The sequence below is a fragment of the uncultured Xylophilus sp. genome (genome assembly GCA_913776965.1).
Classification (GTDB): Bacteria; Pseudomonadota; Gammaproteobacteria; order Burkholderiales; family Burkholderiaceae_C; genus Xylophilus.
Genome location: CAJYQL010000079.1, coordinates 37,755 through 50,167, shown reverse-complemented (window position 1 = coordinate 50,167; position 12,413 = coordinate 37,755). Strand labels below are relative to the sequence as shown.

The window sequence follows — 12,413 nt, the reverse complement described above, 5'->3', positions numbered from 1 at the left end:
TCCTACGATCACGGTGAACAGCGTGACCTTGATCCGGGCTTTCCAGAAGGGCAAGCCGCGCTGGATACCGTAGGCCCGGTTGAGCGCCGACCGGATCGCCTGCATGCCGGAGGATGCCGTCCACAGCGTCACCACCAGGCCGACCGCCAGCAGCGCCTGGCTGCGCTGGGCGAGCACCTGCTCCACGACGGGCGCCATCGCGTCGCGTACCAAGAGGGGCGCATAGCCCAGCACCCGTCCGGCTAGGGCCGCTGCATCGCCGGGCTGGCCGATGAAGCCCGCCGCCGCGGACAGCAGCAGCAGCAGGGGAAACATGGCCAGCACCGAAGAGAAGGCCAGGCTGCCAGCCTGGTTGGCGCTCTGGTGAAAGATGTAGTTCTGCGCGGCCGTGACCAGAACGCCCAGGCCGGGAATCTTCCAGAGGACGCGCTTCACCCAGCGGACGAGAGCGGCCGGACGTGTCATGGGCGCGAGGCGAGCGCCGCCCGAAGCGCACGTTCCATGGCGGCCCAGCTTGGGAATACCGTCGCCCGGTCGGCGCGGTCGTAACGCCCGCCTGCGGCACGCAGCAGGGACGAAAAGCCGGCGGTCGATCCCAGCAGCGCGGGTTGGGCCCAGCCGAACGCGCTGCCGGACCCCGCCACACGGCACCCCAGTGCCTGAGCGAGCTCTTCAGCGGTGCGGTGACCCACGGGCGGTTCGACGATCATGCACAGCATGTGATCGCCTCCTGTCGATTTTTCAAGCGTGCGCCAGCGCTGGGCCCATGGGAAAATCGCCGGCTCCGGGCGTATCGCCCGCTTTTTCGCGAGCCCGCTGCCTTGACGCCTACTTCTCATACGCTCGCCTCGATCGGCGTGGTCCTCGCATCGGTCGCGGGCATGGAAATCGTCGCCTGGGCCACCCACCGTTGGATCATGCACGGCTGGGGCTGGGGCTGGCATCGGTCGCACCACGAGCCGGCGCGCGGCACGTTCGAACGCAACGACCTCTATGCCATCGTGTTCGCGGCCGTGGCCATCGTGCTGATCGCCCTCGGTACGGCAGGCCGGTGGCCGCTGCAGTGGGTGGGGGCCGGCATGACGCTGTACGGCTTGCTGTATGCGATCGTGCACGACGGGATGGTGCATCACCGCTGGCCCTGGCGCTGGGTGCCGAAATCCGGCTATCTCAAGCGGCTCTACCAGTCGCACCGGCTGCACCATGCGGTGCGTGGGCGAGATGGGGCCGTGTCCTTCGGTTTTCTGTGGGCGCCGTCGCCGCATCGGCTCCGGGAGCAGCTGCAGCGTGCCCAGCGCACCGAGGCGCGCCCGCCACGAACCTGATCCCATCAGACGACCCATGGCCGCTGGTCAGACCGGCCGCACGAACAGGGCCGGGTCCCGCGGTGTGGCGGTGCCAACGCGCGAAACCAGCGCCTGTGCGGCTGCAATCGCCGCCCACCCCGCCTTTTCCGCTTTCGTCGTGGCAGCGCGCCGGTCCCACGCGGCCGGCCCCCGCTGCATGACCTTGTGCCCGATCGCGCGGTAGACGCTGCGGGCGAGCGCGATCGACCAGGCGGAACGGAAGGGCAGGGCCGGAAGGCCGTCCATCGCCGAACGGTAATATGGTTCAGCGGTGTTGACGAGGCGCGCCGCGACGCAGGCGAGCGCCACCCGGTGTTCCGGCTGCGCAAGGCGACCGTCGGCCGGAATGCCTTCGGCCGCCAGCCACTCTGCCGGCAGGTAGATCCGGCCGATCTCGGCATCCTCTACAACGTCGCGGGCGATGTTGGTCAACTGGAACGCCATGCCGAGGTCGCAGGCACGGTCCAGTGTCGGCGGATCGATACGGCCCATCACATGCGACATCATCACGCCCACCACGCCTGCGACATGCCAGCAGTAGCGCAGGGTGTCGTTGAGCGTGGCGTACCGGTGCCGCTCGACGTCCATCGCGAATCCGTCGAGGTGCTGCTGCAGATACGCCGGTGGGATACGGAAGGTGCGCACCACCTCCGCGACCCCCGCGAAGACCGGATCGTCCGGCGGTTGACCGGCGCAGGCGCGGGCCGTGGCTTCGCGCAGCGATGCGAGCCGGGCCGCCGCATCGCTGCGGTCGCCTTCTGCTTGTCCGTGACCGAACTCCTGCCCGTCCACCACGTCGTCGCAATGGCGGCACCAGGCGTAGAGCATCACCGCACCTTCGCGGACCGCAGGGGCGAAGAGACGCGCCGCCGCCGCGAAACTGTGCGAGCCCTGCCGGATCGATTGCTCGCCGTGAGCGACCAGACGCGGGTCGGTGCCCGACACCGTATTCACGCCAGCGCTTCCAGCATCAGACCGGCCGTCGCCTTGGCCGAACCGACGACCCCGGGCACACCCGCGCCCGGATGGGTACCTGCTCCCACGATATACATGTTCGGGAGCACGGCGTCGCGGTTGTGGGGCCGGAACCAGGCGCTCTGGGTCAGGATCGGTTCGAGCGAGAAGGCCGATCCCAGATGCGCGTTCAACTCGCTGCGGAAATCCGCCGGTGTGAATATGCGGCAGGTGACCAGCGTGGCCCGCAGGTCCGGAATGTAGTGACGCTCCAGGTAGTCGAAGATGCGGTCGCGCAACTGCGGACCCTGCACCGACCAGTCGACCGGCGCGTTGCCGAGGTGCGGCACCGGCGCCAGCACGTAGTGGCTCGAGCATCCCGGGGGGGCCAGCGACGGATCGGTCGCGCAGGGCGCATGCAGGTAGAGCGAGAAATCTGCGGGCACTTCGGCGCCGTGGAAGATTTCCTGGATCAGCTCGCGATAGCGGTTGCCGAAGCACACGGTGTGGTGGCGCAACTGGGGCTGCGGCCGCGACAGACCGAAGTGCACCACGAACAGCGACATGCTGAAGCGCTTGCGGCGCAGCCGCCGGGATTCTTCGCGGCCCCGCGCCACATGGCCGAGCAGCGCTTCATAGGTGTGCAGCACATCGGCATTCGACGCGACCGCATCGGCCGGGTGGTGGACACCGCGTGCCGTCACGCCGGTCACGCGACCGTCTGCGACGTCGATGCGCTCGACCGGGGTGGACAGCTTCACCGTGCCGCCCATGTCCTCGAAGCAGCGGACCATACCCTGCACCAACGCGCCGGTGCCGCCCCGCGGGAACCATACGCCCCATTCGCGCTCCAGCGCATGGATCAGCGCGTAGATCGAGCTGGTCTCGAACGGATTGCCTCCGACCAGCAGCGAGTGGAAGGAGAACACCTGCCGCAGGCGTTCGTTCTGGATGAAGGACGACACGATGCTGTACACGCTGCGCCAGGCCTGCAGCCGCATCAGCGCCGGCCCGGCGCTCACCATGTTGCGGAACTGCAGGAACGGCACGGTACCGAGCTTGAGGTAGCCTTCCTCGAAGACCGCACGCGAATACGCGAGGAAGCGCTGGTAGCCATCCACGTCCGGAGGAGAGATCGCCCGGATCTGCGCATCCAGCGCCGCCTGGTCGTTCGCATAGTCCACATGCATGCCGTCCTCCCAGCACAGCCGGTAGAACGGCGCCACCGGCAGCAGTTCCACATAGTCGGACAGCCGCCGTCCCGAGAGCGCGAACAGCTCCTCCAGTGCGGACGGGTCGGTGATGACGGTCGGGCCGGCATCGAAGGTAAAGCCCTGGTCGCGGTACACATAGGCCCGGCCGCCGGCCTGGTCGCGGCTTTCGAACACCGTGGTCTGGATACCGGCGGCCTGAAGGCGCATCGCCAGCGCCAGACCGCCGAACCCGGAGCCGATCACCGCGGCCGATCGTGGGGAGGAAGGAGCATTCATTTTTTGGAGTCCGCTCGGGACGTGGGAAAGGGGGAGGGCGATGCGGCCCCGCCGGTCGGAGGTACGCGTTCCAGTATGGCGCGCAGCCCTTGGAGAAGCGGCACCGGCGGCCGACCGGTCACGATGCGCAGCTTGTCCTGCCAGAGCAGCTGGCCCGCATAGAAGCGCGCGATCAGCGCGTCCGGCAGTCGGTAGAAGCGCTCCATCACCGCGCGCCGGGCCGCAGGAGCGGCGGCCAGGAACAGCATGCGGTTGAGCATCCGGAAGTACGCGGTCGATTGCCAATGGGCACAGGCGTGCGACCTAATGGCTTCGCCCAGGGCCGCGGGATCGCAGAGCGTCGCCTGCGGTTGCATGCCCAGATGGTCCGCGAGCCGCACCGCCTGCGGCAGGGAATAGCCCGTGGTGGGATGGAACAGGGCGGCGGAGAGTCCGGCCTGCGGTACTGCGGTCGCATCTGCAGGCGCGCGAAAGGCGTCATGGTCGCCATCGAGCGCCAGCGGGAGCACGCCGTCTTCTTCACGCACCACGCGTCGCACCGTCCACCCACGGTTGCCGACGTATGTCGCTATGTGTTCGCGCAGACGTTCGCGCGGAAGCACGGCGCCGTCGGCATAGACCGTGTCTTCCACCAGCACCGTATCCGGCGTCAGCGGCAAGAGATAGACGAAGCGGTAGCCGTCTTCCTGGGCGACCGTCGCATCCATGAGGACTGGTATGGTCAGCCCGTGCGGTGTGTCGAGCTGCAGTTCCTGGCCCAGGAACTTCTGGAATCGAAGCGCGACGCGGCCGGCGGGCGATGTGCCACGCGCGTCGATCACCGACCGGGCGTGGAGAACGCGGCCATTGGCAAGCTGTACCCGGTCGCGCCCTACCGAGACGACCTGCACGTCCGTACGTACTGCCGTGCCGAGTTCCGCTCGGAGCCGAGCGTCGAAACATTCCGACGTCACGCAGCAGTAGACGCCGTCGACCCGGCGTTTGTAGCCCGGGAACAGCACCTCGTGCGCCGGCCACTTATGCACGACGAATGGAGCCATTTCCGCCTGCTGGGCGGCGGTGAGGTCGGTCGCATGGAAGCACCAGGTATGGTTGCCGCCGAGCGCCCGTCCGGCTTCCAGCACCAGCACGCGCAGCCCGGGGTGCGACTTCCGCAACTTTCGCGCGATCAGGCCGTTCGCCAAACCGCCGCCGACGAGAAGCACGTCGGCGTCCAGGAAACCTTCAGGGGCGAATTCTTCACTCACGAGGCGCGCCATCCTGCACCGGCGCGATAGCCGCCTGGCGCCGTGTGATCGGCCGACGCGTCGCAATTGCGGTCTCCACGATATCGGCTGCCCATGTGGCGCCGCCCGACGCAGCGATCTCTTCGCCCAGTGCGCGGCTGCGGATCGCAAACGGCGGCTCCTCGATCAGGCGGCGCATAGACCGCCGCAAGGTGATCGGCCGCGCGAGCAGCGGCAGAACGCTCAGGCCGCTCCCGGCCTGCACCACGCGGGCAGCGACCCCGGGCTGGTCGAACGCGATCGGCAACGCCAGCTGCGGCGTACCGGCTTCCATTGCATCCAGGACCGTATTCAATCCCGCGTGGGTGACGACAAGGTCCGCGCGGGCGAGGGCTGAGCGTTGCGGCGCGAATCCTGTGACGGCTGTCGCACCGCGCCGCCGCAACGCCGCTTCCTGGCGGCTGTCCAGGCGGTCGCAGTGCGCGATGAGAAGCTGGAAGTTTTCGAGGCGGCACGCATCGGCGATCCGCTCGAACAGGCCGATCCGCCATCCCTGCAGCGTACCCAGGGAGGCGAAGACGAAAGGGCGCTTAGCGTCGAGCGGCAGCTCGAGCGGAGGCTCCTCCGTACGTGCTCCACGCAACGGGCCGACATGGTGGAAGGTCGTCGGCAGGTCCTGCCGTGGAAAATCGAATCCTGCCGTGGTCTGGCTGATCTGTGCCAGCGGCGACAAACACTCGTGCATCGCCTGCCGCTCTTCCAATCCGAAGCGCACTGCGTGGTTGCGGATCACGTCGCCGTGGCGACGCATCAGCCAGTCGTAGACGCTTGTGCTGCCCTCGTTGAGCTGTAGCCCCTTCGGATCACGGGCATAGCCCCAAGGCATGACGGGCAGTGGGACATGGGGGTCCCGATTCACCGGCAGGGCGCAGGCGACCGAGACGAACGGAGCCCCGATGCCTTCGGCCACCAGCCCGCCCGCTGCTTCCATCTGGTCGGCCACCACACCATCGACCCCCAATCGGTTCAATAAGGCGGGCATCTCCCGGCATAGCATGTCGGTAGTCGAGGCGACATCCGCGATCACTCGCTTCAGCCCAAGCGGCCCGCCAGGGTGAGCCGCCCGGGTGACGATCGGGTCCAGAGAACCTGCGGGACGAATGTCGAGCCCTACCGCATGAAAAGCGATGCGTCTGTCCCGGATCAACGGCTTGACGTCGATCTGGTGTATCCAACTGACCTGGTGGCCGCGGTCGAGCAACACGCCGGCGAGCGACTCCATCGCGCGAACATGGCTGGTGAAGGGCGGCGCAATGAACGCGAGGTGCATGGATTAGGAAAGCGCGTTCACATATGGACGCAAGCGAATATTGTGGAGGCTCGTCCTGTAGGACGTAGCCGCGAGTTGCGCCCGTTTGAAAGCCGAAAGAACGTCGAGGGCCTAAGGTACGTTGTCCACGATCTTTCCAACGATAACCGTCCCATGCTCGCACCCTTGGAAGCCCTGTCCCCGTCTTCGTCGCGTGCAGTCCACCTTTCTGCCGACAGTGGCCCGATGGTGGAGGCAATGCGCGACCAGATCGACGCGCGGCTTGCGCAACTGCTGGGCGATGGCGGGCGTCCGTCGAGCCGCGTGGGCGAAGCCTTGCGTTATGGGGCTTTGGCACCCGGGAAGCGGGTTCGCCCTTTGCTGACCCTTTTGGTGGGACGAGCGCTCGGTATCGACAGTGGTCGCCTGATCGACGCAGCATGTGCGCTGGAAATGGTGCACGCGGCCTCGCTTTTTGTAGACGATCTGCCCTGTATGGATGACGCCGATCTTCGACGCGGCCAAGCCACCGTACATATGAAATTTGGCGAGGACGTTGCAGTCCTCGCTGCCATCGCACTGTTGACGTGCGCCTACCGCACGATCGCCACAGCGGCTTCGCTCACACCGTCGATGCGCATGCAGATGACCGAGGTGTTGTCCAACGCGGTCGGGCTGGACGGTTTGGTCGGAGGCCAATACCGCGACCTGCACACTGGCCCCAATCTGCAAGGTACGGCGTATACGGAACAGACCAACGAACAAAAGACGGGCGTCCTGCTGGCTGCATCGTTCGAGATAGCGTGTATTGCCGCGTCGGCCTCTCCGGCCACGCGACACCGGATGAGAGCCGTGGCAACCGAACTGGGACAAGCTTTTCAGTTGGCAGACGACCTCACCGACGCCGAATCTACGGATCTGCTGGCCGGGAAGAGCTGCGGCAAAGATGCGGGGAAGCCGACGCTGATGGCGCTGCTGGGCAGCATGGGGGCACGCGAACGGCTATTGCAGCATCTGGCCGACGCGCAGTCTCTGTGGCAACGAGCGGTGCCAGGCGAGCTCTTGGTAAGCACTTATTTTCAGTCACTATTTCGTCAAATTGGGCCTGCTGATTCCGGACGGCCGGTCTGACTCTTCGTGCTTCTACAGCTAGCAGTTCAAGTAATGCCTCTGGGTTACTTACGTATTCAGTAATGAGAAATTCTTTACGGATAAATAGCGTTGGCAATCAAGATAGCCGATAGCGCTTTGAAACAAGGTGCCAGAGGGACGACAGGTAGTCGATCATAAATCCTACACATCGGTCACAACTAACCTGTACGCTAACGATTTCACTTGAGGAATGCAATGCGCAAGATGATCTTCATGGCCCTAGCCAGCTTTCTTTGGAAAAAATTTCAGCGCACCCGAGGCGCTCGAATGCCTGCCGGACGCCGATATTGACCGAACGACAGTTTGATAGAAATATTCCTACAACGCAGATCCGTGTCATCGCTAAGATCCCACCAACGACCGGAGTTCGTGGGACAGCGTTTTACGCTGCTTATGGGGGCCCTTTCGAGGGCCCCCAATTTTTTGCATAAGTGCGAGCTGCTCGGATCGGCTGGTCATCACTGACTTCAATCCAAAAAATCTGACTCCACGAAAATATTTGTTCAAGATATCGTTTGACAGCCAGGGAAATTTAGCAGTGCCTTCGAAGCTCAAAGCTCTAGCGCATGCATTGCGGACACCTCTAAGCGGACTTGCTTCTGCCTTAGAGGTCGTTAAGTATCGCGAAGATCTTGGGCCCCACCAGTTAGAAGAGGCTCTAGAAGTTGCCAAGCGTCAGATTGATCGGATGAATATGCTTTTGCAGCTGCTCGATGCTTTTGCTGTTGAGCCGATGCCACGGCAGGATGTTCGGCTTGATATAGCGATACACCGGTCACTAATGCAATTTCATCAATCGTTACCGCATGGTATGAGAGTGCCTGCGTCACCAGTGATGGTTTATGCAAGTGAAGAACTATTAACTCATACACTCGTTACCGTCATAAGAGATCGGCAGTTGAAAGCGCGACCTTGCGTCCCATATTTGCGCATCGAAGAATATGAAGTTGCAGTCGTGTGGAGCGTTGACATTGGAAATAATGAAATACCGCAGTCGTTTCCGACTCATCTTAAGTTATTGCAAGATTTGACTTTTTCTTACGGTGGACGACTGGACGTTTTCGGCTCCAACGCAGAAATCGTGCAACTGGTGCTGCCACGTTACAACCCGGTGGTTGACTTGACGGGCAATACTTCAGCACACTGAGTTAGGCCGGAACTTTCCGGCCTTGTGGAGATTGCCGAATGGCTCATGCGCTAGTGGTAGAGGACGACGATGACTCCGCAAGGATGCTGGCAGCGATTGCGTCCATGAACGGTTTTAGCGTTACTACCGCAGGGACCTTGAAGGCAGCAAGGTTGTCCATTGCGCACAGGCAGCCTGATATCGTCCTCCTAGATATGCATCTGCCCGACGGCAATGGCTTGTCTTTGCTCGATCAGAAAAGTATTTCGCCTCAGTCCGAAATTGTATTGATGACGGGCTACGCCAGCTTGGACAGCTCTATCGAGGCGTTGCGAATGGGCGCTAGCGATTATTTTGTCAAACCAGTGGATGGTGATCGTTTGCGGCGGCTTCTGGCGCGTATTGCAAATCTCCAAACACCTTCAACGCGAGCAGGAACGTACGCCCCTGTGCAGTCCGGTCTGATCGGAAACTCCGTGGCTATGCGCGGGGTAGGGGAGCAGATTGAAAGGGTGGCACCCACTTCACTACCTGTGCTGATTTTGGGTGAAAGCGGCACTGGCAAGGAACTTGCTGCCCAAAGGCTGCACCAGCTCAGCGGTCGCACCGGTCCTTTTATTGCGGTGAACTGCAGCGCATTTTCGCCGCAACTGGTCGAGTCCGAACTGTTCGGGCATGAGCGGGGAAGTTTCACAGGTGCAGACCGTACTCATGTGGGTTTTTTCGAGAGGGCCGATCGCGGGACACTTTTCTTGGATGAAATATCCGAGATGCCTCTCGCCATGCAGGCAAAACTCCTTCGCGTGCTCGAAAACGGTGTTATTCGGCGGGTGGGATCTACCGATGAAAAGGTTGTTAACGTTCGAACTGTTGCTGCGAGCAATCGAAGCTCGGCAAGTAACACACTTGAGGGGTCACTTAGAGTCGACCTCTTCTATCGCATTGCATCGTTTGTATTGAAAATCCCCCCTTTAAGGGAGCGTCCGGAAGACGTTTGTCTTTTAGCAATGCATTTTCTGGATGGCATAAGCCGTCGCGAAGGAAAGAAAAAAACACTTTCTTCTGAAGGGATTAACAAGCTCGAATCTCACTTTTGGCCCGGTAACGTGCGCGAGTTGAAGAGCGTAATTCATAAGGCGTACGTCATGAGCATGGGGGAGATGCTGGAGCCCGCTTGGATTGATGTGGAAAAAGATTGGACGGCGTCCGCTCCAAAAAATATCGCCGACGCTGAGGAATTTATTCCTGGGCAGATAAGTCTAGAGGAAATGGAAAGGCGTCTGATCGTTGCCACACTAAACAAATTCAATGGACAACGCGAACGTACAGCGGCGAGCCTTGGAATCAGCCTTAAAACGCTATACAACAAGTTGAAAATTTACGACCGGCGGAATAATGCCGATGACGGACAGCGCTTTCCGCATTTTAACTAGCCGTAAGCCGCTTATTTATTAACGGCTACCCTAACTGTGTTCGGTGTCATTCTTCGCCGTCTCTGATTAAAGTTGACGGACATGGTTACCCAGTACCACGCGCAAGCCATGGCAAACTCTTCAATGGCAGGGCAGGTGATTTCACCGGGATGCCACAAGAACGCGCACCATGGCTTGGGAGGCGCCGTGTCTCCCACTACCGATTCATCCGTTAGAGCGCTCACCACACGCCATAGCGGACGTCCGTGATTGGCCCTTCGTGCCACTGCAAAGGTCAAAATAGGGTTATCCAGCGTTGGCCGATAAACCGTAAAGACCAGACCGCCCTCGAAATTAGCAACAGATGCCTCATAGGAATTCAGAGGTTTCGGCAAAGCCGATTTTTTGGGGCGCCAAAGTAAGTCCTGAATCCAATCCCCGATGTCAGCGGCTTGTTGATAGCTTTTCGAATTTTCAGAGATCACCTTCCGTGAACCTGTCGTCAAGCAAACTCTTATTACTTGCATAATCAATGTAATCTATCAATGCAGTATAATTGCAAACTTCATGCCATCATAAATTTGCGAATTTCACTGGCTACGAAATCAATTTCTCTAGAAATGACATCGTTTTCGAGTAAAAACTGCAGCAAACATTTCAACGACTTAGGGATGAGGTTCAACTACCTGTCGAGCGTCAGATCGAATATGCAGTCTGCCCTTGAAGCTGAACTTGTATTCGTCGTGCTGGTTAAGAAATATGGGGGGCGGGGGGACGCGTAACCGCATCACACACCCGTCATCCGGGAGATCGATTTTGCTATACATAATACAAATCGTATGAAGTTAAATCCAAGCATCGCGAGATATCGTTCGGCCATGGAAACCCGCTACACCCATGCCGAACAGTTCCGCTCCATGTGCTGCAGCGTCGGCCGTCATGCGACCGGCTGTGCACAGCTATCCATGACAGCGAGCACACGTTGCACAAATGGCTAGCCAATCACCATGGTGCCTTGGGCGTTTTGCATGCGTACCGCGAATAGCCGAACCAGTTCGCTCACGCTTTAGCCGCTCGGAGCGTCTACAGCACCGCAGTAAGCTGATCTGCCAACGCCGTCAGCGCCACACCACAGCCTTCTTGCACCTTCATCGCCATCAAATCATCCGCCCGCGTTCTCCCGCGATTCACTGCGACTATCGGGATCCCTTGGGCCACGGCTGCTTGGACAAAGCGGAACCCCGAATAGATCATCAACGACGACCCGGCGACCAAGACGGCATCGGCTTCTGCCAGCGCTTCGCGGGCGGCGGCGACCCGCTCCTTCGGCACGCTCTCACCGAAAAAGACGACGTCCGGTTTGAGCATACCGGTGCCACATGAAGGACAACCAGGTACGTCGAAGCCAGCGAAGTCGTGATGCTCCAAGTCCGCATCCCCATCTGGAGCGACTCCCGCTTCCAGCGTCCCCCAGACAGGGTTGCGGCGCAGCAGTTCGGCTTGCAGGTCGGCTCGGGGGATGCGGGTTTCGCATGCCAGACAGCGCACGGTGTCGATGCGGCCGTGCAGATCAATCACATTGCGGCTTCCCGCCGCCTGATGAAGCCCATCGACGTTCTGCGTCAGCAAGAAACGAACACGATCGACGGCTTCGAGGCGCGCCAGCGCGTAATGCGATGGACCTGGACGCGCCTGGCCCATGGTCCGCCAGCCGACCAAACTGCGCGCCCAGTACCGTCGCCGAACGGTCTCGTCCTCGGTGAACGCCTGGAACGTGACCGGCTGCGCGCGCTTCCACGCGCCGTTGTCGTCGCGATAGTCGGGAATGCCGGACTCTGTGCTGCAACCAGCCCCCGTCAGGACAAACCAGCGGCGGTACGGCGCCAGAAATGCGGCCAAGGCGTGCGGGTCAGAGGACATGGGTCAAGCCTACCGAGCCGGCCGCCCTGCCCTGCATCAACCCGTAAGCTATCGATTTCATAGCTGCGACCGTAAATACCGCCCACGCTCGAGGGTGAGCGGGCCGGCAAAACACAGACGTGGTCAGCAGGCGCCGTCCCACGCCCGAATGCCCTGACCGACTGACAGGCTGGGCATGCGGTCGTTCAAAAATCTGCGTCAAATCCCTAAAGGACGTCATCTACCATGAACTCAATCGCTACCCCCCCGGCCGTCGTGGAAGCACAGAAGGCCATCGGCGCAGTGCTTGCCGAGCTCGAAATCAAGACGGGCGCCGAGGTCCGTGACATCGGCTTGGAAGCCATGGTGGACACCGACGCGTCCGGCCGTCCAGTGCTGCAGAAAGCCGTCGAGATCACGCTCGACCGCAAGCCCGTCAAGCGCTGGGCGACCTGAGAAAAAGACTCTGGGACGTATCGAACGTCCTGCACCGCCATTG

Annotated in this window: 12 protein-coding genes; 5 read left to right on the top strand and 7 right to left on the bottom strand. The window is 61.6% G+C overall.

Going from position 1 to position 12,413, the window contains the following annotated elements; all coding sequences use genetic code 11:
* Both QZ500_RS12095 and QZ500_RS12090 read right to left on the bottom strand, forming a co-directional pair.
* On the bottom strand, positions 1–465 hold a 465-nt coding region (locus QZ500_RS12095), incomplete at its 3' end, for a YhjD/YihY/BrkB family envelope integrity protein (RefSeq protein ID WP_295855634.1).
* Complete coding sequence (locus QZ500_RS12090) at positions 462–719, bottom strand: hypothetical protein (RefSeq protein WP_295855633.1); 258 nt, start codon at positions 717–719, stop codon at positions 462–464. The genes QZ500_RS12095 and QZ500_RS12090, both read right to left, overlap by 4 nt.
* A 102-nt stretch (positions 720–821) precedes the next feature.
* Here QZ500_RS12090 and QZ500_RS12085 point away from each other — a divergent pair, with 102 nt between their 5' ends.
* The gene (locus tag QZ500_RS12085; RefSeq protein WP_295855631.1) at positions 822–1,325 is read left to right on the top strand and encodes a sterol desaturase family protein; all 504 of its coding nucleotides are present in this window, start codon (positions 822–824) and stop codon (positions 1,323–1,325) included.
* A gap of 27 nt (positions 1,326–1,352) precedes the next feature.
* On the opposite strand, the gene QZ500_RS12080 is transcribed toward QZ500_RS12085, so the two are convergent.
* The 4 genes from QZ500_RS12080 to QZ500_RS12065 are packed head-to-tail and all read right to left on the bottom strand — an operon-like array spanning position 1,353 to position 6,346.
* Positions 1,353–2,300, bottom strand: a complete 948-nt coding sequence (locus QZ500_RS12080) for a phytoene/squalene synthase family protein (protein WP_295855629.1) — start codon at positions 2,298–2,300, stop codon at positions 1,353–1,355.
* A complete protein-coding gene (locus QZ500_RS12075; protein WP_295855627.1) occupies positions 2,297–3,790 on the bottom strand; it encodes a phytoene desaturase in 1,494 nt (497 codons plus the stop codon). Before QZ500_RS12075 ends, QZ500_RS12080 begins: the two co-directional genes overlap by 4 nt.
* Positions 3,787–5,037, bottom strand: coding sequence for a lycopene beta-cyclase CrtY (gene crtY / locus QZ500_RS12070; RefSeq protein ID WP_295855625.1), 1,251 nt, complete (start codon positions 5,035–5,037; stop codon positions 3,787–3,789). The genes QZ500_RS12075 and crtY overlap by 4 nt, the downstream gene beginning before the upstream one ends.
* Positions 5,030–6,346 carry a glycosyltransferase gene (locus QZ500_RS12065; RefSeq protein ID WP_295855623.1) on the bottom strand — a complete coding sequence of 439 codons (1,317 nt, stop codon included), beginning with the start codon at positions 6,344–6,346 and terminating at the stop codon, positions 5,030–5,032. Before QZ500_RS12065 ends, crtY begins: the two co-directional genes overlap by 8 nt.
* Before the next feature lie 153 nt (positions 6,347–6,499).
* On the opposite strand from QZ500_RS12065, the gene QZ500_RS12060 reads away from it, so the two are divergent.
* The 3 genes from QZ500_RS12060 (at position 6,500) to QZ500_RS12050 (ending at position 10,036) form a co-directional block, all read left to right on the top strand.
* A complete protein-coding gene (locus QZ500_RS12060) occupies positions 6,500–7,456 on the top strand; it encodes a polyprenyl synthetase family protein (protein WP_295855621.1) in 957 nt (318 codons plus the stop codon).
* Positions 7,457–8,015: 559 nt separating this feature from the next.
* Positions 8,016–8,624, top strand: a complete 609-nt coding sequence (locus QZ500_RS12055) for a histidine kinase dimerization/phospho-acceptor domain-containing protein (RefSeq protein WP_295855619.1) — start codon at positions 8,016–8,018, stop codon at positions 8,622–8,624.
* A 38-nt stretch (positions 8,625–8,662) separates the two neighbouring features.
* Positions 8,663–10,036, top strand: a complete 1,374-nt coding sequence (locus QZ500_RS12050; protein WP_295855618.1) for a sigma-54 dependent transcriptional regulator — start codon at positions 8,663–8,665, stop codon at positions 10,034–10,036.
* Positions 10,037–11,098: 1,062 nt separating this feature from the next.
* Here QZ500_RS12050 and QZ500_RS12045 read toward each other — a convergent pair.
* Positions 11,099–11,935, bottom strand: a complete 837-nt coding sequence (locus QZ500_RS12045) for an NAD-dependent protein deacetylase (RefSeq protein WP_295855616.1) — start codon at positions 11,933–11,935, stop codon at positions 11,099–11,101.
* A gap of 225 nt (positions 11,936–12,160) precedes the next feature.
* On the opposite strand from QZ500_RS12045, the gene QZ500_RS12040 reads away from it, so the two are divergent.
* Positions 12,161–12,370, top strand: coding sequence for a hypothetical protein (locus QZ500_RS12040; protein WP_295855614.1), 210 nt, complete (start codon positions 12,161–12,163; stop codon positions 12,368–12,370).
* Positions 12,371–12,413 lie beyond the last annotated feature (43 nt).

What these genes read in the sequence shown, in the direction of transcription:
- QZ500_RS12090 (WP_295855633.1), bottom strand. Translation starts at nt 719, where the DNA reads ATGCTGTGCATGATCGTCGAACCGCCCGTGGGTCACCGCACCGCTGAA.
- QZ500_RS12075 (WP_295855627.1), bottom strand. Translation starts at nt 3,790, where the DNA reads ATGAATGCTCCTTCCTCCCCACGATCGGCCGCGGTGATCGGCTCCGGG.
- QZ500_RS12065 (WP_295855623.1), bottom strand. Translation starts at nt 6,346, where the DNA reads ATGCACCTCGCGTTCATTGCGCCGCCCTTCACCAGCCATGTTCGCGCG.
- QZ500_RS12060 (WP_295855621.1), top strand. Translation starts at nt 6,500, where the DNA reads ATGCTCGCACCCTTGGAAGCCCTGTCCCCGTCTTCGTCGCGTGCAGTC.
- QZ500_RS12050 (WP_295855618.1), top strand. Translation starts at nt 8,663, where the DNA reads ATGGCTCATGCGCTAGTGGTAGAGGACGACGATGACTCCGCAAGGATG.
- QZ500_RS12045 (WP_295855616.1), bottom strand. Translation starts at nt 11,935, where the DNA reads ATGTCCTCTGACCCGCACGCCTTGGCCGCATTTCTGGCGCCGTACCGC.
- QZ500_RS12040 (WP_295855614.1), top strand. Translation starts at nt 12,161, where the DNA reads ATGAACTCAATCGCTACCCCCCCGGCCGTCGTGGAAGCACAGAAGGCC.